Here is an 18,976-nt window from a genome sequence, read left to right on the forward strand (position 1 = left end):
ATCGGTGCTCACAGCGGCTCCACGGAGAAGACGTGGGCGACCTGCCCGGCGAAGGGGTCGAGACGCACATAGTTCTGCCCCGACCAGTCGTAGGTCTCGCCGGTGAGCGCGTCGGTCACCCGCACCACCGGGCGAGAGGCGTCCACCCAACCCGGCAGGCCCAGGGCCTCCAGGTTGAGGTAGACCTCGCCGGCCCTCGCCCCGTGCGGGTCGAGGTTGACCACCGTCAGGACGACGTCGTCCCTGCCCGTGGGGCTGTGGAAGGCGTCCACCCGCTTGGAGTAGGCGAGGATCTGGTCGTCGCTGGTGGGGTGGAAGTAGATGTCCCGCAGCTGGCGCAGCGCCGGGTGAGCGGCCCGGGCGGCGTTGAGACGTGTGAGGAGGTCCTCGATGCCGTTGCGGCGAGCGGCGGCGAAGTCACGCGGCTTGTACTCGTACTTCTCGTTGTCGATCTGCTCCTCATAGCCCGGGCGCGGTGTGGACTCGGCCAGCTCGTAGCCCGAGTAGATGCCCCAGGTCGGGCTGAGCGTGGCCGCTAGGACGGCGCGCAGCTTGAAGGCCGGCACCTTCCCGTTGGTCATGAAGGGGGTGAGGATGTCGTGCGTCGTGGGCCAGAAGGCCGGACGCAGCAGGTGGGCGGTGTCCTTGCTGAGCTCCATCATGTACTCGATGAGCTCTTCCTTGGTGTTGCGCCAGGCGAAGTAGGTGTAGGACTGGTGGAAGCCGATCATGCCCAGGGTGCGCATCATGGCCGGGCGGGTGAAGGCCTCGGCCAGGAACAGCACGTCAGGGGACTCGGCGTGGATCTCGGCGATGAGGCGCTGCCAGAAGGTCAGGGGCTTGGTGTGGGGGTTGTCCACCCGGAAGATCGTCACGCCGTGCGCGATCCAGGTGCGCACGACCTCCAGGATCGCCTGGTAGATGCCCTCGGGGTCGTTGTCGAAGTTGAGCGGGTAGATGTCCTGGTACTTCTTGGGCGGGTTCTCGGCGTAGGCGATGGAGCCGTCGGCCAGGACCGTGAACCACTCGGGGTGCTCGGTCACCCACGGGTGGTCCGGGGAGCACTGGAGCGCCAGGTCCAGGGCCACCTCCATGCCCAGCTCGCGCGAGCGCGCCACCAGGGCGTCGAAGTCCTCGAAGGTGCCCAGGTCGGGGTGGATGGCGTCGTGGCCGCCGTCGGGGGAGCCGATGCCGTAGGGGGAGCCGGGGTCGCCGGGACGGGCCGTCAGAGTGTTGTTGCGGCCCTTGCGGTTGGTCAGGCCGATGGGGGAGATGGGCGTGAGGTAGAGGACGTCGAAGCCCATGGCCGCGATGCGGTCCAGTCGCTCGGTCGCGCTGCGCAGGGTCCCCGAGTGCCAGGTGCCGTCCTCATCGGCCCCCGAGCCCAGCGAGCGCGGGAAGATCTCATACCAGGAGCCGGTCAGGGCGCGCTCGCGGTCCACCTGGAGGGGGTACTCGGCGGAGGGCGAGACGTGGTCGCGCAGCGGCAGGCGCTCCAGGGCGGCCTGGACCGAGTCCGACATGCCCGCAGCCAGGCGGTCGGCCACGGGGTTGGAGGGGTCGCGCATGATCCACACGGCGTCGTTGAGGGCCTTGACGCCCTCCTCGTCGCGCCCCTCAACGGCCACCGCCCGGTCCAGGACGCGGGCGCCCTCCTCCAGCATGAGCTCGACGTCGATGCCGGCGGGCACCTTGATGCCGGCGTCGTGGCTCCAGGTGGCGTACGGGTCCGACCAGCCCTCGACGCGCAAGCGCCAGTCCCCGGGGGCGTCGGGCGCCACGGAGGCCTCATAGCGGTCCAGCCCCGGGGCGATGTCGTGCATGCGGGCGCTCGGGCCGTCGCTGCCGTCAGGACGCACCAGGACCGCGGTGGCGCCGTAGCGGTCGTGCCCCTCGCGGAAGACGGTGGCGCGGATCGGAATGACCTCGCCGACGACGGCCTTGGCCGGCCAGCGCCCGTCCTCGACGACGGGGAAGACCTCGGTGACCGGGATCCGGCCGATCAGCGAGAACGGGGCCGGCTGTGGCGTCGCGGAGGTCGCGGACGACACCGATGGCGTGGTCTCCGTTCCGGTGCCCTGGGCGGGCGCATCGGTGGGAGCGGCAGAGGACTTGGAGGGACGGGTGGACTGCTTCTTGCCGGCCTTCGGCGTCGTGTTCGGAGTCACAGGGGCAAGACTACGGTGAGAAACGACCTGAGTCACATGTCCGCTCGCAGGGCGCTGATCGGCCCGGTACGCGCGTCGCGAACCGGGCCGATCCGGGCGTTGAGCCTGTGGGCTCAGCAGACGGCAGCCGTCAGTAGTTCATCTGCATGGCGGTGCGGACGTCGTCGAGCGTCCTGGTGGCGATCTCGTTGGCCCGGGCGTTGCCCTGCCTCAGTACCTCCAGGAGGTAGTCCTCGTTGGCCGCCAGCTCGGCGCGACGGGCCCGGATGGGGGCGAAGAACTCGTTGACGGCCTCCGTGGTGACCTTCTTGAGCGTGCCCGCGCCGCCGTCACCGATGCGTTCTGCGATCTCCTCGGGAGTGCCCGCCCCGCACAGGGAGGCCAGCATCAACAGGTTGGAGACCTCCGGTCGGTTGACCGGGTCGTAGGTGATGACGCGCTCGGAGTCCGTCTTGGCCTTCTTGAGGGCCTTGGCAGTCTCATCGGCGCTCATGCGCAGCTCGATGGTGTTGCGGCGCGACTTGCTCATCTTCTCCCCGTCCAGGCCCAGCAGCATCGGGGCCTGGCTGAGCAGCGCCTCGGGGCGGCGGAAGACCGGGTGGTCCTTGACCGCCCGCCCGTAGCGCTTGTCGAAGCGCTGGGCGATGAGCCGGGCCTGCTCCAGGTGGGGGAGCTGATCCTTCCCGACGGGTACGAGGTTGGCCTGGCAGAAGAGGATGTCGGTGGCCTGGTGGACCGGGTAGGTGAGTAGCAGACCGCTCATGGCCCGCCCGTCGGTGGCCTCCAGCTCGGACTTCACCGTGGGGTTGCGGTGCAGCTCGGACTCGGTGACCAGGGACAGGAAGGGCAGCATCAGCTGGTTCTGGGCGGGGACCGCCGAGTGGGCGAAGATCGTCGAGCGCTGCGGGTCCACGCCCACGGCCAGGGCGTCGGTGACCAGGGACAGGACGCGCTCGCGAATGGGCCCGACGCCGTCGCGGTCGGTGATGACCTGGTAGTCGGCCACGAGGATCCAGGTCTCCACGCCCGCGTCCTGGATCGTCTTCCAGGAGTGCATGGTGCCGAAGTAGTGGCCCAGGTGCATGTTCCCGGTCGGGCGGACCCCGGTGAACATCCGGTAACGGCCGGGGTTGACGGCGATATCGGCCTCGATCTCGGCGGAGCGGGCGATGGATCGGGCCAGGGAGGCGTCATTGGTGGCGTTGGCCAGGGCCTCCTCGGCCGCGGTGGGGGTCTGAGTCATGACCTCATCCTAGGGGGTGCGCTCTTAGCGCTGATGCGGAGTTCGCCGGCCCGGGTGATGGACCCCAACGTCCTGCGCTTCGGTGACTTATCCGATGAAGAACGTGAAGAGGGGTGAGCGCTCGAAGCTGTCGCCTGCGCCACCTCGATTTTCGTCAGGGTGGTGACGTGGGGCCGCAGATAACAGGATGGTTACGTTCTTGTGGTTTTGGCGAGGTGTTTGTCCACTGTTGGTGGTGTGGGAGGGTGTTTGGTGGGTCTTCGTAGTGATCCGGGCGCTTTTGGTGTTGTCAACCCGTTGGTGTGGGGGTGGCCGGCGGGGTCGTTGCGGTTTCCGCCGGAGGTCTGGCAGCGGGTGCTGTGGGCCTGGCAGAGGTGGTTGAGTCGTCACGAGGGTCTGGCCCGGGGGCTGTTTCGGTTGTCTCGGATCAGCCAGCGCATCACGATCGTGTTGCTGGTGGTGGCTGTGCTGGTGGTGCCGCGCCTGGCTGTCGCGTTGAAGCCGGTGGTCTGGATGCTGGCCTGCCTGGGGGTGGTGGTGCTGCTGTCGCGCACCCGCACCGTCTCGTGGCGGGCGGTGAGTGTCATGTTCTCTGTGAGTGTGCCGTGGGCGCTGGTGGTGGCTGAGGCCACTGTGCTGGTTGCTGCCAGCGGTGGGATGACGACGAGCGACGACGGCACGGGTATTGCTCTGGCGGCGTTCGTTGAGGAGCCGGGCAAGCTGGTGCCGCTGGTGGTGGTGGCCCTGGTGGCGCCGGGGCGGGTGCGGCGTCTGGCGGCGGTTGACTGGGCGTTGCTGGGGTACGCGGCCGGGGCGGGTTTCACTGTGGCTGAGGACGGTGCTCGGCGTCTGATGCCTCAGGGGGTGCTTGCGTCCTTGCCGAACGATGGGGGTCTGGAGTACTCGCTCAACGCGTGGACGGCCGGGTCCTTCCGGATGTGGGACAGTGACAGCCTGGTGGGCCGGCTCAACGACGACCTGGGGCCCAGCCCGCTGGCGGTGGGTCATCACGTCTCCACGATGACGGTGGCGATGGCGATCGGCCTGGGGATCGTCCTGTGGCGCACCCGTAATCCGGTGGGGCGGGTGGCGGCCTGGGTGGTGCCGGTCGCGGCGTTTGTGCAGGTGGTGGTGGACCACGCGGCCTACAACGCCTCGGTGGCGGCCTTGGGCTCAGTGTCCTGGCTGGACTCGGATGACGCGGTCCTGTCCTGGTTGGGCGCGGCCTGGCAGCTCTCGGGGCGGGGCGGCGACGAGATCGCCTACTCGTTGGTGTTGTTCGGTCTGTGTCTGCTGGCCGACGCCCGCAGGCGCCTGCGCACCGGGGTCCTGGGGGTCACTGCCGGCGAGGCGCCCAGGGCGTCCTTGCTGACGGTGATCGGGGGACCGGCCTTCGTGCGTGCTCCGATCGAGGCGGTCGTGGCCCTGGTGGTGCTGTCCTACAGCGACCTGGCCGTCATCGCCCGCGGCTACACCGACCGACGCATGACCCGCCCCCAGCGCATGATCGAGGGCCGGCTCACCGCTGCCCAGGTGATGGAGACCCGCCGGGACGCCATGGCCGCCACCACCCCCGGGGTCGAGCCCGCAGCACGCTGGGCCTTCGCCGTCTTGGCGCTGACGGTCTCAGCCGTGGCGGCGTTGCTGTGCCTGTGGTGCGGGGTGGTGATTGCCCAGGCGATCGGGTCCTCGCTTCTGTTCGGTGACAGTGACTCGGCGTTCTTCGCGGGTCTGCTCGACAAGCTGGCCACGTGGTGGGACTTGCTGGGGCCGACAGGTCAGCTGCTGGTCACGGCGCTGGGTGTGATGCTGCTGATGTCAGCTGGTTCCACCTTCGCCCTGGCTATGGGGGCTGTCGGAGTCCTGACCTGGGCCGCGGCCCATGGCCACGGCCTGGCCTCCTTCATCCACAACCCGGGGGCAGCGACCTCCTCCTACCTCAGCAACGTCACCGCAGGCCAGCTAGCCTGGGACCTGTTCGACTTCGCTCTGACCTTCATCCCGGGTTCAGTTTTCGGGGCCGGCGCCCACACCATCGCCCGCACCACCGCCAGGGACATGGCCGCCAGCCGCACCGCCCTGAGACAAGGAGGCAAGAAAGCAACCCAAGCCACCGAACAAGCAGCAGCCAGAACCGAAGCCCAACGCGTCGCAGAATCACAAGCAGCACACACCAAAGCTACAGAGGCCGCGAGAAAAGTACATCAGCAGCGACGATATAGGACGAAAACTGTATCGTCAGAGCACCCCGCTGAATCTGAACATGCACTAAGTGGATGGAGTGAGGAACGGAGACCATCAGGCTTCCAAAAGCCAAATGTCAGTGAAGTATTGAGAGTCACAGATGAAATGGGATACCCTCGCACCCCACACCCCTACGATCAGGGAACCCCTGGACTTTATCACGCATCACACGCAGAAAGACAAAAAGCACTTATCGCAAAATGGCCCCACCTGGGGGTATCTAAACCAATTTGCGAAGACTGTAATGGATGGTTTCGCAGCCTTGCGCAACACCAAGGAAGAGATTGGTACGTCACAGACCCGAATGGAGTGTGGAGATTTAGATCAGATGGAACTATCACTGCCCCAGACGGACGAATTTTCAACCCAAATGAGGCAGTTCCTTCCACATACTTTTAACTAGATCAACACCAAACTAACACTTGGAGAAACAATGATCAACACAAGAGCACTTGCAGCCGAGATAGAAATTGCCGCGACAGAAGTAGGTACCGACAGTAAGGGAATTCTGACCATAAGGCAACGCATGAGGATTTATGCTGCAATGATCGACACTCAAGACGCAGAACGCTCTTACCGACTTCGCATTTCTTTACAGGAGAAGTGTGTGCGCCACGTCCAGCATCTATGGACCACATCATTCCCCAACAATCCCTCATTAGAGGATATGCTAACATTGGCTCACCAGGTCGTCGAACGACAAGTTAGTGCCGATCGAGCGGAAATAGAAGCACACCGCTTCTTCCAAAGTTTAGACAGAGCCGCCACAAATCCTGCAAACCATCGTGCCATCATGGTCGCCGACGCGGCTAGACAACTCATTGCATCAACCTGCTATCGAGACCCGTACGCCGACATTGATGAAACTATAGAGGATGACGACGAGCTCCTGCCGGATTCCTTGGACTGCAGTTATGCGTGTGCGTGCGCGGTCGCGGGTGGCATGAATTGGAGGCCTGCTACTGAAGTAGACGTTGAAGCGCGTCGGGCTTTCTGGATGTGGTACCTTAACGAGGCCATCCCATCAGTCCTCAATAATTAAGCAAGCGCTGCAAGGCAGGTTTCCAAACAATAGACGGACGACGTTTGGAGGTGAATCATTCTATCTTGACAATTAAAGGCAAGCAGTTCCGCGCCTATCCTCCTGAAGAGGGGGTGGCGGTCATCCGCACCATCGCTGAGCACAGATGGCCCATGACCATTAACGAGGCATTCACCCTCCGAGACCAGTTCGGCTGGCGACCCGCTCCGGACGACGGAACTATCTTCACCACTCCCGTCAGCAACGGCGAAGAAGACGGATACATTGGCAACGACGTCACCGACACAAGTCTTGTTTCCAGAATTAACTTCAATCTGACTACGCGGCTTTACAGTGACGCCGAACCTCAAATCGATCACATTATTCGCTCACAGTATAAGGCCTATGTTGACGCGCTCAACAGTCTGTACGGTCAAAGCAGTACGGAGTCGAGCACTGTCGGCGTGTTGAACACGTGGAATCTGCCTTCCCGCGTCGGCATCACACTCGGAGGCACCCGCAGGTTCATTGATGTTGTTATCGAGTCTCCTGCAATGATGGATCTGACTGAGGCTGAGCAGCGCTACTTCGATGAGGGCGGAGACTTCTAGAGGGCCTCCACAGTTTACTGGCGCGACCTCTAAGAAATGCGTGAGCGCAGAGTTGTGCTCATCGATATGCGTGGCTGTGGACGCTGTGGAGCGTGACTATCGTCCGTAGGGTCGAGCGTGAGCCAGGGTATTCTGGAAATGACGTCACCGCCCCTGATCGCACCAGGTGCTGGGTGACCTCGGTGCCGGCTCAGTCCGCCTTGGTGCCCGGGGTCAGGGTCTCGAGCGGTTCGCCGGAGAAGTAGACCCGCAGGGACAGGGCCTCCAGCATCGTCGTGTCACCCGGACGGTCCTGGTGGCAGTCCGTGAGACTCTCAGCGGCGTGGCCCTCGGAGCTGCCGGCCACGGTCTTGACATCCTTCACCTCGCCGGAGCCGTTCGTCTCGATGATGACGTCGGCCTGGGTGTCCTGGGGGCTTCGGCTCACGCGCCGTGCCTGGGAGAAGGGTGCTGTGTGAGGCTGGGGGACCGCCCAGGTCGAGTCCCAGGCCAGGTGCCAGTCGGTCCCGCGTCCCTCGGGCAGGACGACATCGACCTGGTCCAGGGCGCCGTTGATGACCACGAGCATGTCGTCGTCGTCCCAGGGGCGGCCCGAGCGCAGCATCTGGACCACACGAGTGTGCGGGTCGTGCCAGGAGTCCCCGTCCATCGGTGCGGCGTCCGCCCGGTACCAGGCCAGGTCCGGGATCGTGTCCCCCTGAAGGACCTGCCCGGTCGCGAAGCGCGATGGGCGCACCACCGGGTGGGTCTGGCGCAGGTGGACGAGGAAACGCGTTGTGGCGACCAGGTCGCGCTGCCAGACCTCCAGGTTCCAGTCCACCCAGGAGAGCACGGAGTCCTGGCAGTAGCAGTTGTTGTTGCCCTGCTGGGTGCGTCCCATCTCGTCGCCGGCCACCAGCATGGGGGTCCCGGCGCTCAGCAGTACGGTGGCCAGCAGGTTGCGCATCGACCGGCGGCGCAGCACCTCGATCGGGCCGCCGTTGATGCCCTCGACGACGTCCCCCTCGAAACCGTGGTTCCAGGAGCGGTTGTTGGAGTTGCCGTCCCGGTTATCCTCCTTGTTGGCCAGATTGTGCTTGTGGTCGTAGACCACCAGGTCGCGCAGGGTGAAGCCGTCGTGTGCGGCCACGAAGTTGACCGAGCCAAGCGGGCCACGACCACCGGGGAACTCCCCGTGGCTGAACAGGTCCGCGCTGCCCGACAGACGCGTGGCCAGGTCTCGCAGGTCCGAGCCCAGACGGCCCTTAGAGATCTCCGAGGCGTCATGCAGCCAGAAGGAGCGCGTGGTGTCGCGGAAGTGGTCGTTCCAGTCCTGGAAGGGCTCGGGGAACTGGCCGGTGCGCCAGCCGCCGGGCCCCACGTCCCAGGGCTCGCTGATGAGCTTGACGGTGCTGAGCACCGGGTCCGTGGCGATCGCCGTGAGCAGCGGGTGGCGCGGCGAGAACTCCGCGGCATGGCGGCCCAGGGTGGTGGCCAGGTCGAAGCGGAAGCCGTCGACGCCGACCTCGGTGACCCAGTAGCGCAGCGAGTCCAGGGCCAGCCGGATCGCCCCAGTGGCCCGGAAGTCCACCGTGTTGCCGGTGCCGGTGACGTCCATGTACTGCGCCGGCAGGTAGGGGGCGTGAAGGTAGTAGTCCAGGTTGTCCAGGCCGCGCAGGCTCAAGGAGGGGCCGTCGACGCCGCCCTCGCAGGTGTGGTTGTAGACGACGTCGAGCACGACCTCCAGGCCGGCCTCGTGGAGCATGGAGACCATGCCGCGCACCTCGTCCAGGACCGCCTGCGGGCCGGCCGCACGCGCCGCGGCCGTGGCGTAGGAGGGCTCGGGCGCGAAGTAGCTGAGCGTGGAGTAGCCCCAGTAGTTCGTCAGGCCCCGCTTGGTCAGGAAGGGCTCGCTCACCGAGGCGTGGATCGGCAGCAGCTCGATAGTGGTGATCCCCAGCCCCTTGAGGTGCTCGACTGTCACCGAGTGGGCCAGCCCCGCGTAGGTGCCGCGCAGCTCCTCGGGCACGCCCGGCAGCTGGTAGGTCAGGCCCTTGACGTGGGCCTCGTAGATGACGGTGCGCTCGCGGGGCACGCGCGGCCCCGGAACCACCGGGAAGGTGTCACCGGTGACCACTCCGACGGCGGTGCTGCCCGCCGAGTCCAGGTGCGAGGGCAGCCACGGCTCGGCTGCCGGAACCAGGTCGTCAGTGACCTCGTGGGCGTAGACGGCCGGTCCCAGGTCCACTCGGCCGTCCAGGGCGCGGGCGTAGGGGTCCAGCAGCAGCTTGCGGGGGTTGTAGAGCAGGCCCTCGTGCGGGTTCCAGGGGCCGTGGGCGCGGTAGCCGTAGCGCTGGCCGGCTCCGATGCCGGGGACGTGGGCGCTCCACAGGCCCCGCGAGGGCCCGTGCATCCCGATCCGGGTCTCCTCCACCACGGCGCCGTCGGCATCCATGGTCAGCAGGCACAGGTCCACGGCCGTGGCGTGCGGGGCGTGGACCGCGAAGTCCGCGCCGTCTCCGTTCAGAGCGACACCCAGCCCGTGATCAGGAGCTGCTGGCAGCTCGGCGCGCGGTGCTGGAGCGGGCTCTGGCGTCGAAGACATGGGCCCATTGTCCTGGCGGCCGCTGGTTGCTACCACTTGAGGGGCAGTGAGGTCTCCCTCGTGGGAGTGCGCCGCGTCGCGTTTAGGGCCCGGGCGTGACGGCGTCGTCATCATCGCGTCGTCCCGATCCTCGTCCTGACGCCGTGTCAGGGTGACTGAGCGCTCAGTGGTGAGATGCCGCTGTTATGGCAATCTTGAACCCATGAGAATCGTGGTCTGCATCAAGCACGTTCCCGACGTGCAGTCCGAGCGTCGCATCGAGGACGGTCGGCTCGTGCGCGGCGAGGAGGACGTCCTCAACGAGCTCGACGAGAACGCCGTCGAGGCCGCTGTCTGTCTGGCCGAGGAGGCCGACGGCGAGGTCATCGCCCTGACCATGGGACCCGAGGACGCTGAGGACGGGGTGCGCCGCGCTCTGCAGATGGGGGCCGACTCCGGGGTCGTCGTCGCCGACGACGACCTGGCCGGAGCCGACGTCGTCACCACCGCCCGGGTTCTGGCCGCCGCCATCGAGCGAATCGGGGAGGTCGACCTGGTCGTCACCGGGATGGCCTCCCTGGACTCCATGACCTCCATGCTGCCCGGTGCCCTGGCCGCCGCCCTGCACCTCCCGGCCCTGACGCTGGCCAACCACCTCGAGGTCGACGGCGGCGCCGTGACCGTCACCCGCGCCGTGGGCACCGTCCGCGAGGTCCTCAGCGCTCCGCTGCCCGCGCTCGTCAGCGTCACCGACCAGGCCAACGAGCCCCGCTACCCCAATTTCGCCGCCATGCGCGCCGCGAAGAAGAAGCCCATCGACTTCTGGGACGCCTCCGAGCTCGGTCTTCAGATCGCCGAACCGGCCGTCGCAGTCGTCGACGACGAGGCCCGACCCGCCCGTGAGGCCGGCATCATCCGCACCGACGCCGGAGAGGCGGGCCGCGAGCTCGCCGCCTGGCTCGTGGAGAACAAGCTCGTCTGACGGCCTGCCGCAGCGCCCGCCCGCTCCCCAGCAGGGGAGCTGGACGCCGTAGCGCCGCCCGTCCGTCTCATACCACTCGCGAAAGAAGCTGATTCCCATGCTCGATGCCCCCCTGCTCGTCCTCGTCGACCTCGAGACCACCGAGGCCGTCCCCACCGGTCCCAGCCTGGAGCTGCTCACCGCCGCCCGGGCGCTGACCGGCGGCGACGTTGTCGCCCTGGCCCTCCAGCCGCTGGGTGAGACCGCCTCTGAGGTCCTGGCCGGCGCCGGAGCCACCCGTCTGCTGACCGCCGACCTGGGCGAGTCCGCCCACCTGCCCGCCACCGCGGCCGACGCCGTCGTGGCGGCCGTCGGCACCGTCCAGCCCGCGGCGGTCCTGGTCGTCTCCGACTATCGCGGTAAGGAGCTCGCCGGGCGGGTCGCCGTCGTACTCGGCTCGGCCTGCGTCTCCGACGTCACCGGCCTGGAGGCCTCCGGTTCCGACCTGCGCGCCTCCAAGCTGGTCCTGTCCGGCTCCTGGTCCACCACCGCCGGCGTCGGCCCGGGCGGCGGTGCACCGATCATCGCAGTGCGCCCCGGGATCGCAGAGGTCGCCGCCGCCAAGGGCGCGCCCCTGGCGGCCGAGCCCCTCGAGGTCCCCATCAGTGCCGAGGCCGCCGCTGTGCGCCTCGTCTCGCGTGAGGCCATCTCCGTCGCCTCCGGCCCGGCTCTGAGTGAGGCGCGCACCGTCGTCGTGGGCGGCCGCGGCGTGGACGGCGACTTCGACCTGGTCCGCTCCCTGGCCCAGCCGCTCGACGCCGCCGTCGGAGCCACCCGCGTGGCCTGCGACGAGGGCTGGATCGAGCGCAGCGCCCAGATCGGTCAGACCGGTGAGACCATCTCCCCGCGCCTGTACATCGGCCTGGGCGTCTCCGGCGCCGTCCACCACACCAGCGGTATCCAGGGAGCCGGCACCGTCGTCGCCATCTGCGACGACTCCGAGGCCCCGATCTTCGAGATGGCCGACTTCGGCGTCGTCGGCGACGTCACCGAGGTCGTGCCCCAGCTCGTCGAGGAGCTCGCCAGGCTGCGCGGCTGAACAGTTCCTCCGACGTCATTGTGGGGGTGCACCATCTCGTCGACGGTGCACCCCCACAACGCGCCCGGGGCGTCAGTTGACCTTGTGCTGCAGGTGGGTGATTCGGAAGCGTTCCATGTCAGAGCTCAGCAGCAGCCAGGACCCGTACTGCTTCTGCTCACTGTTGTTCGTACTCGGCCTGGGCGTCATCCACGGCTTCGACGGATCGTCCAGGGCGATCGGGCAGATGATCGTTCCCTGATCCAGGTCCATGGAGTTGGCGACCGAGGCGCCTGAGGAGTCCTTGGGGCCGGCCAGCAGGCAGGCGACCACCTTGCCTCCCTCGGGCAGGAAGGCGGTGCGCATCGTGTCACCTGTCGGTACCCGCTCCGCGGGCTGATCCATGAAAGGCAGGATCGTGGGATCGATGTGCTCGGCCGCCTTGTCGTCCTGCCCCGAGGCGAGGGCGTCATAGACCTTCTGCACCTCGGCCAGGGACGGGCGCCGGTGGTCCCCGCTCATGGGCAGGCTGCCCGGAATGTGGTAGACGACGTCGGCGAGCGTCAGGGCCTGACCGTCCCATTGCGCGGTGACCGTCGCTGAGGCGCTGCCGCCGCAGGTCCGGCAGGACTCGTCACCGTAGAGCCGCAGCTGCGGCTCGTCGAAGATGACGGTGCCGCCGACAACGCGCAGGTTCTCCATGTGCGGGGCGGGAACGTAGCCGATCTCGTTGCTGCCCTCCATCATGAGGGAGCCGACCATCTCCTTGTCAGCGTTGTAGGCGACAAGAACATCGAAGCCGTAGTCGGGAAGGTCGGCGTTGCAGTCCAGGACGGCGACCATCACCGGTGAGGTGCCGAACAGACCCAGCTGTGTCGACTTCATGGCGATCGTGTTCGACGAGCCGCCCCCCAGGCCGTTACCTCTGGCGGTGCCGGCGGCCTTGCCGTCGGAGAAGGTGACTTTCGTCTTTTCCGGGGCCTGCTCGACTATGTCGGCCCTCGTCATCCCCCGACCCCCTCGGCTGAAGGCCTCCGCGCAGATACCCGGGACGTCGAGGTCCGCGTTCTTGAGCTCCTTCAGGTCGGGAGCATCTGCGGAGACTGGGGCCGAGGTCGGCAGAGCCGTGGAGCGGGTCGAGCTCGAACCGGAGTCGAAGGCCAGGACTGAGGTCGTCGAGCCGTTGAAGACCACGACGTAACCATCACCGGCCGCCCACGAGGTCACTGGGGTGGAGACCCGCCAGATCGTGCTTCCATCGACTGGGTCGAGGGCGCGCAGCGAGTCCGGGTAGGCCATGACGATGGCGCCCTTGCTCGTCTGCCAGCGGGGTACCACCTCGGTACCCAACGTGTTGAGGGCGCCCACGCCCTCGGGGAGCTTGCTCGACCACAGCACGCTGCTGCCGTCGAGACCTGCCACGGTGACGCCGTCGCTGACCACCCAGATATCGCGGCTCATCGGCAGGCTGACACCGGCGAGCTTGCGGGACGCCTCGACTCGGGTCGCCCACACCGGCTTGGTGCCGTCAAGCTTCAGGCCGGAGACCTTGTCCCGGTTGACACTCACGGTGCCGTCGGAGCTGACCGACAGGGGCTTTCCGCTGCTGGGGGTATCGCCGAGCCGCACCGAGGCGGGCGCCGGCGCCGACGTCGCCGTACCTGGTGACGCTGTTGCGGCAGGAGTGGAGGACGAGGCGGCGGAGGGAGCCGCGGGGTTCGCAGAGGTCGTGCCGCTGGGAGCACTCGGAGTCCCGGTCTGGGCGGGCGCGTCGGAGCTGTTGTCGCTCGGCTGGGCCGGAACCGCTGAGGCGGGCGTCGTGGGGGAGGCGGCGGAGACGGTCGACGGCTTGGCGGGGGCGTTGATCCCCGAGGCCAGGTTGACGCTGATCTGGTCACCGCAGTCGAAGGTCTTGGCGTTGATTCGACAGTTGAGGTGCTGCCCCGCCAGGTTGTCAGGAACAGGAACCTGCCAGGCGGCGTAGGACGACGATGAGCTCGCGCTCAGGGCCACCAGCGTCTCACGGTGATCGGCGATCACCCGCAGGATCGTCAGCTGCTTGTTGGTGATTGCCGTCGTGCCACTCGCGTCGAAGGGTGCTGCTGCAGGCTCCTTGCCGAGGTTGGACAGGTCCTGCTGAGCCTTGAGGATCGGGGCCTTGACCATTGAGAGCGGGTCGGAGCCGCGCGTCAGTGCCCACAGCCCTCCACCACCGAGTGTCAGGACCAGAACGACGACGACGCTGAGAATTCCGAGCCGTGCCCGATGCCGTCGTTGAGGTGATGGTGTTGAGGCGGAGACCGGGGCGCCCTGGGGTGGTGCCGTGGGTGGCGGGGTCGTGGATGAGGGGATCTCGGGAGAAGAGAATTCGGGGGAGGAGGAGTCAGGAGACGGAGACATGGCCGTAGCGTAGAAGGAAGCGGTCCGGCCGAGAGGCGAAATAGATGACCGATCAACTGGTGAATATACCTTCGTCTAGAAGGACGTATGTCCGGAGTAATGCTCCGTCATTTCCGCATCCGGTGCTCGTGAGGGCCGGCACAATACGGCTATGCCGGTCACGCCCAGGTCTCAGAACCCGTCCGACGACACAAGTCAGGAAGTCGTGAAGCAGGTGGAACAGGCAGGAGCGGAGTCGGGTGACACTTCACCGGTCGTGGTTCCCCCGATGATTCCTCTTCCTGAGGCTCGCGCTGCGGCGCTCGATGACCTGTGCCGCTCCCTGAACATATCTGACGGGGACATCGGCACAAGTACTCACCGCCACAGCCTGGAGGAGGGCCTGCCGTGGGACACCGATCCGCGCCTCGTCGCCGACGCGTTGGCCCGGGCGGGGCATCCGCCCGAGGTGGTGCGCACGATCACCTGGGGCTGGGCCCTGTGGACCTGTGAGTCCGAGGACAGTTGGCCGTGGATGGCCCAGGACCTGGCCAGGGCCCGTGACCTGCTGGAGGATTCCACGTCGGCGACGCGAGTGCTGTGCGCGCTCGCCCACTTCCCCGCCGTTCCCCAGAACATGGTGCCGGCCCTGGCGCAGGTCGCGGTGGGGCGCTCCGAGTTCAACCGGATGCTGGCCCAGGAGCTTCTCTCAGGCCTCCCCGAGGTCGGGGATCTGGCCCTTGAGGCGGTGATGAGTCCGATTGCGCACGTGCGCCGGGTGGGTGCGGCCTGGCTGGCCGGTCTGATGATTCCCGACGGCGTCGCCCGACTGCGTGCCGCCCGCGCCCAGGAGAAGGACCGTCTCGCGCGGGCCAACCTGCTGCGCACGTTGCAGGTCTACGGGGATGACGTCACCGACATCGTCACAGCGGAGGCCCTCACACCTCCCAAACGGCGACTGAAGCGCCCTCCGGTGGCCCTGGACTGGTTCCCCTTCGAGGCTCTGCCCCAGGTGAGGCTCGCCGACGGGACGCCGCTCGACCCGGACATCGTGCGCCACTGGGTGCTCGAGGCCTACAGGCTCAAGACCCCCGACGGGGCCGGCACCATCGAGCTCTACCTGAGCCTGCTCGATGCGGCGGACGCCCGTGAGCTGAGTGCCTTCGTCGTCGAGTCCTGGGTCGCCCATAACCGTGAGGCCGTCAAGGGGGAGAGCCTGAAGAACAAGGGGCTGCTCGCCTTCGCCGTCGGGATGGAGGGCGAGCGTCTTGCCGCCGCCGCCAGGAGCGCCCTGAGCCGCCACGCCACATGGCGCGCCGAGTCCGAGACCGTCCTGACCGCCGTCGCCGCGAACCCGTCCGCCGAGGCCCTGCAGGTCATGGTCTCGGCTGCAGCCCAGCACCGCTTGCCGCAGGTGCGTGGTTTCGCCAACCTGCTCACTCGGGCTGTGGCCGCCGAGCGAGGCTGGAGCGAGGCTGAGCTCGGTGACCGCAGCGTCCCCACGGCCGGTTTCGGACATGACGGCCTGCTGCACCTGTCCTACGGCGAGCGTGAGTTCCTGGGGCGCCTGACCCCTGAGCTGACCATCGCCCTGACGGACTCCGACGGACGGGCGCGCAAGAGTCTGCCCGCCGCCCGCAAGGGCGAGGACAGTGAGATCGTGGCGCAGGCCAGGCGCCGCCTGACCTTTGCGCGCAAGGAGGTGGCCGCTGTTCTCAAGGTCCAGAGGCAGCGTCTGTATGAGGCCATGTGTGTCGGGCGCTCCTGGCCGTTTCCGCTGTGGCGGGAGCTGTTCGCCGACCATCCGCTGGCCCGGCACCTGGCGGCTCGTCTGGTCTGGGTGGCCCGCCGTCAGGACGAGGGTGGGAGTGCCAATGAGCCGGAAGGCGGCGGCGAGGCGCCCCAGGCCTGGACCTTCCGCCCCACCGAGGACGGTCAGCTTCTGGGCGCTGACGACGCCGTCCTGGAGCTGCCTTCGGAGGCCGTGGTCGGACTGGCTCATGGGACGCTGCTGTCAGAGGCGGAAGTGGCCGACTGGCGGGAGCACCTGGCCGACTACGAGGTCGCTCCGCTCTTCTACCAGTTCTCTGCTCGGGTCCCGAAGGTAGACAAGGGGCAGCGGGGCATCGACGATGGGGCGGGAAGGCGTGTCATTGCCCGTGACCTGCGCAAACGGGCCAAGTCCCGTGGCTACGAGCCCGACTCCAACATCCACTGGTACAGCACGTTCCTCAAGGACTTCCCGGTAGCCGGTCTGTGCAGCGTCATCGATTTCAGTGGGGTGGACGTGTGGAGCGAGGACCAGGTAGTGACCACTGGTCCCCTGTGCCTGGTCGATGGTCGTCGGGTCGTGCCCTTGGAGCAGGTGCCGCCTGCGCTTCTTGTCGAGTGCTACGCCGACTACCGCGCCATCGTCGATCCTCCTGACTGAGCCTTCGGTGGGAAGGGGTGGTCGACCCTGACCGACGAGGAGCTGCGGCCTCGAGTCCGAGTGTGGGCTCGAGGCCGTTCGGGTTGACGGCAACCCCTCCTTGTGTCACTGTATTAGTGCAGTAATACAGACGGTCTGCTGAGACCGCCTGTACTGCGCTCATGAGCACTTCCCGTCCCCGAGCACTAGGAGAGCCATGGATCTCGACGACTCCCGTCCGATCTGGATCCAGCTGGTCGATGATTTCCGCATGCGGATCGTCACCGGCATCTGGCCCGCCGGAACCCGGATCCCCAGCGTGCGCGATCTCGCCACGCAGGCCGGGGTCAACCCCAACACCGTCCAACGCGCCCTCGCCGAGCTCGATCGCAGCGGCCTGACCGTTACCGAGCGCACTGCCGGGCGCTTCGTCACCGCTGATGCCGCGGTGCTCGACGCCGTCCGACGTGAGCTCGCCGTCGGCGCCACGGACACCTTCATCGCCGCTGTCACCGCCATCGGTATGGATCTCGCTCAAGCGGGCGAGACCCTTGCCGAACGGTGGCCGGCTTCCACCACTGACGAATCAGGAGAGCCCTCATGAGCAGTTCGCTGACGGCGGCGCCGTCGGATGTGCAAGGCTCCGATGCACGCTTCAATACCATTCCGTCCCTGGATGGCGCCCCGCCCCTGGTGACCGTGCGCCACCTGACCAAGACCTATCGCGGGCGTCCTGCCCTGCGCGATCTGAGCCTGTCGCTGCCCGCCGGACGCATCGTCGGCCTCATGGGCGCCAACGGTTGCGGCAAAACCACTCTGCTGAAGATTCTCGCCGGCGTCCTGGCCGACTACGAGGGTCAGGTGCGCATCGCCGGGCATGCCCCCGGGCCGCTGTCCAAGGCGCTGGTGTCCTTCCTGCCCGACGCCGACTTCCTGGCCACCAGCCTCACCCCGCCTCGGGCGATCGCCCAGTTCTCCCGGCTCTTCGCCGATTTCGACGCCGCCAAGGCCCGCCGGCTGGTCGACTTCTTCGCTCTGCCCGCTGAGCGCTCCATCAAGGAGATGAGCAAGGGCATGGGGGAGAAGCTGCGCATTGCACTGATGATGAGTCGCCGCGCCCGGGTCTACCTGCTCGACGAGCCCATCTCCGGTGTTGATCCGGCCGCCCGCGAGATCATCCTCGACGGCGTCCTGCGCGACTTCGAATCGGATTCCCTCATGCTCATCTCCACTCACCTCATCGCCGACGTCGAGCCGATCGTCGACTCCGTCGTCTTCCTCAAGGACGGTCGCCTGCTCCTGGCCGGCGATGCCGACGATCTGCGTCAGACCCATTCCACGAGCCTGGACGCCCTGTTCCGGAAGGAGTACCGCTGATGCTTCGCACGCTCTTCATCGAGGAGGCTCGTACCCAGGTGGGGCGCAATGCCTCTGTGACAGGGACCTGCTGCCTCGTTCTGCTCGGGTTCCTCGGCCTGTGGTGGCTGCTGGCCGACGTGCCGGCGCTGGCCGGCCTCATGCAGCTGGCGTCCATGGCGGTGATCATCGCGATACCGGTCGCCGTCATGGTTCAGGTCGCCGTCGACTACTGGCAGTCCATGTACGGGCAGCGCGGTTACCTCACCATGGCCGTTCCGGTTCGCGGACGGGTGCACTTCGCGGCCAAGGCTCTTTACGCCTGCGTAGTGGTGCTGGTCGAGGGTGCGATCTGCCTGGGTGGTCTCATCGCCTGGTGCGCCGTTCTCGCCCACAGTATCGGGTCCACCACCGAAGATGTGCTCCAGCCGGTGCTCTGGGCCATTGATACGGCCGGACCGGGCAAAACGGCCTTGTTCGTCCTGATCGTGCTCATCGGGCTCTTCTCGCTTGTCATCGAGGTCGGTGCTGTGATGAGTATCGGTGGGCAGGGCCGTTTCAACCACCTCGGGTTCGGGGCACCCATGATCGGGCTCGTCCTGCTCTACGCGGTCAATCAGGTACTCGCCCTGATTGCCGTTCTCTTCGTGCCGCTCAGCATGGATGTCACCACCGGCGATTTCACGAGCCAGATGATGTGGCCGCAGTTCCTTGAGGCGCTCCGAACCGGCGTCCAGCCGTCGGTGATCGGTGTCGGGTCCGTGGTCGTCGGGCCGGTGCTGGCTGTGGTCCTGGCCTGGTGGGCGGTGCGCGCGATCGAGCAGCACACCTCCCTGCGCTGAGGCGGGGGCGTGGTGCGCCGGCCTGGCATCGGTTCTTCTGTTGATGCCGGGGCGGCGCACCAGTCGTGCGGCCGCGCCTTTCCTTCGTGCTGGCAGGCAG

At 67.1% G+C, this 18,976-nt stretch carries 13 protein-coding genes; 9 read left to right on the plus strand and 4 right to left on the minus strand.

Translation table 11 applies throughout. From position 1 onward, the window contains the following. Positions 1-8: 8 nt before the first annotated feature. Together RIV12_RS03820 and trpS are read right to left on the minus strand one after the other, a co-directional pair. Entirely contained in the window at positions 9-2,168 is a 2,160-nt protein-coding gene (locus RIV12_RS03820) for an alpha-1,4-glucan--maltose-1-phosphate maltosyltransferase (RefSeq protein ID WP_309322238.1), read from the minus strand. A gap of 130 nt (positions 2,169-2,298) precedes the next feature. After that, complete coding sequence (gene trpS, locus RIV12_RS03825) at positions 2,299-3,411, minus strand: tryptophan--tRNA ligase (RefSeq protein ID WP_075418525.1); 1,113 nt, start codon at positions 3,409-3,411, stop codon at positions 2,299-2,301. A gap of 252 nt (positions 3,412-3,663) precedes the next feature. Between trpS and RIV12_RS03830 the strand changes: the two genes are divergently transcribed. The 3 genes from RIV12_RS03830 to RIV12_RS03840 all read left to right on the plus strand — a co-directional run bounded on the left by RIV12_RS03830 (position 3,664) and on the right by RIV12_RS03840 (position 7,287). Continuing rightward, positions 3,664-6,054 (plus strand): hypothetical protein, encoded by a 2,391-nt coding sequence (locus tag RIV12_RS03830; protein WP_309322240.1) that lies wholly within the window; start codon positions 3,664-3,666, stop codon positions 6,052-6,054. Positions 6,055-6,088: 34 nt separating this feature from the next. Further along, entirely contained in the window at positions 6,089-6,697 is a 609-nt protein-coding gene (locus RIV12_RS03835; protein ID WP_309322242.1) for an Imm5 family immunity protein, read from the plus strand. 65 nt (positions 6,698-6,762) lie between these two features. Further along, on the plus strand, positions 6,763-7,287 hold the full coding sequence (locus tag RIV12_RS03840) for a DUF6301 family protein (protein WP_309322244.1): 525 nt from the start codon (positions 6,763-6,765) through the stop codon (positions 7,285-7,287). A 190-nt stretch (positions 7,288-7,477) separates the two neighbouring features. Here RIV12_RS03840 and glgX read toward each other — a convergent pair whose 3' ends face one another. Then, positions 7,478-9,871: a glycogen debranching protein GlgX gene (gene glgX, locus RIV12_RS03845; protein WP_309322246.1), complete on the minus strand. Its 2,394-nt coding sequence runs from the start codon at positions 9,869-9,871 to the stop codon at positions 7,478-7,480. Between the two features lie 202 nt (positions 9,872-10,073). Here glgX and RIV12_RS03850 point away from each other — a divergent pair, with 202 nt between their 5' ends. Together RIV12_RS03850 and RIV12_RS03855 are read left to right on the plus strand one after the other, a co-directional pair. Beyond that, entirely contained in the window at positions 10,074-10,832 is a 759-nt protein-coding gene (locus RIV12_RS03850; RefSeq protein WP_309322248.1) for an electron transfer flavoprotein subunit beta/FixA family protein, read from the plus strand. A gap of 97 nt (positions 10,833-10,929) precedes the next feature. Further along, positions 10,930-11,910, plus strand: a complete 981-nt coding sequence (locus tag RIV12_RS03855) for an electron transfer flavoprotein subunit alpha/FixB family protein (protein ID WP_309322250.1) — start codon at positions 10,930-10,932, stop codon at positions 11,908-11,910. Positions 11,911-11,982: 72 nt separating this feature from the next. Here RIV12_RS03855 and RIV12_RS03860 read toward each other — a convergent pair whose 3' ends face one another. Beyond that, positions 11,983-14,289, minus strand: coding sequence for a PQQ-binding-like beta-propeller repeat protein (locus RIV12_RS03860; RefSeq protein ID WP_309322252.1), 2,307 nt, complete (start codon positions 14,287-14,289; stop codon positions 11,983-11,985). 268 nt (positions 14,290-14,557) lie between these two features. Between RIV12_RS03860 and RIV12_RS03865 the strand changes: the two genes are divergently transcribed. The 4 genes from RIV12_RS03865 (at position 14,558) to RIV12_RS03880 (ending at position 18,876) form a co-directional block, all read left to right on the plus strand. Continuing rightward, a complete protein-coding gene (locus RIV12_RS03865) occupies positions 14,558-16,699 on the plus strand; it encodes a DUF4132 domain-containing protein (RefSeq protein ID WP_309322255.1) in 2,142 nt (713 codons plus the stop codon). A 196-nt stretch (positions 16,700-16,895) separates the two neighbouring features. Beyond that, positions 16,896-17,282: a GntR family transcriptional regulator gene (locus RIV12_RS03870; RefSeq protein WP_009397883.1), complete on the plus strand. Its 387-nt coding sequence runs from the start codon at positions 16,896-16,898 to the stop codon at positions 17,280-17,282. Then, positions 17,279-18,055 carry an ABC transporter ATP-binding protein gene (locus tag RIV12_RS03875; protein WP_009397884.1) on the plus strand — a complete coding sequence of 259 codons (777 nt, stop codon included), beginning with the start codon at positions 17,279-17,281 and terminating at the stop codon, positions 18,053-18,055. Before RIV12_RS03870 ends, RIV12_RS03875 begins: the two co-directional genes overlap by 4 nt. Further along, positions 18,055-18,876: a hypothetical protein gene (locus RIV12_RS03880; protein ID WP_309322258.1), complete on the plus strand. Its 822-nt coding sequence runs from the start codon at positions 18,055-18,057 to the stop codon at positions 18,874-18,876. Before RIV12_RS03875 ends, RIV12_RS03880 begins: the two co-directional genes overlap by 1 nt. Positions 18,877-18,976: the final 100 nt, after the last annotated feature.

Source organism: Actinomyces stomatis (genome assembly GCF_031292835.1).
GTDB classification, from domain to species: Bacteria; Actinomycetota; Actinomycetes; order Actinomycetales; family Actinomycetaceae; genus Actinomyces; species Actinomyces stomatis.

Coding starts and splice junctions, on each gene's coding strand:
- RIV12_RS03855 (WP_309322250.1), top strand. CDS start 10,930: ATGCTCGATGCCCCCCTGCTCGTCCTCGTCGACCTCGAGACCACCGAG.
- RIV12_RS03870 (WP_009397883.1), top strand. CDS start 16,896: ATGGATCTCGACGACTCCCGTCCGATCTGGATCCAGCTGGTCGATGAT.
- RIV12_RS03850 (WP_309322248.1), top strand. CDS start 10,074: ATGAGAATCGTGGTCTGCATCAAGCACGTTCCCGACGTGCAGTCCGAG.
- glgX (WP_309322246.1), bottom strand. CDS start 9,871: ATGTCTTCGACGCCAGAGCCCGCTCCAGCACCGCGCGCCGAGCTGCCA.
- RIV12_RS03860 (WP_309322252.1), bottom strand. CDS start 14,289: ATGTCTCCGTCTCCTGACTCCTCCTCCCCCGAATTCTCTTCTCCCGAG.
- RIV12_RS03835 (WP_309322242.1), top strand. CDS start 6,089: ATGATCAACACAAGAGCACTTGCAGCCGAGATAGAAATTGCCGCGACA.
- RIV12_RS03865 (WP_309322255.1), top strand. CDS start 14,558: ATGATTCCTCTTCCTGAGGCTCGCGCTGCGGCGCTCGATGACCTGTGC.
- RIV12_RS03875 (WP_009397884.1), top strand. CDS start 17,279: ATGAGCAGTTCGCTGACGGCGGCGCCGTCGGATGTGCAAGGCTCCGAT.
- trpS (WP_075418525.1), bottom strand. CDS start 3,411: ATGACTCAGACCCCCACCGCGGCCGAGGAGGCCCTGGCCAACGCCACC.
- RIV12_RS03880 (WP_309322258.1), top strand. CDS start 18,055: ATGCTTCGCACGCTCTTCATCGAGGAGGCTCGTACCCAGGTGGGGCGC.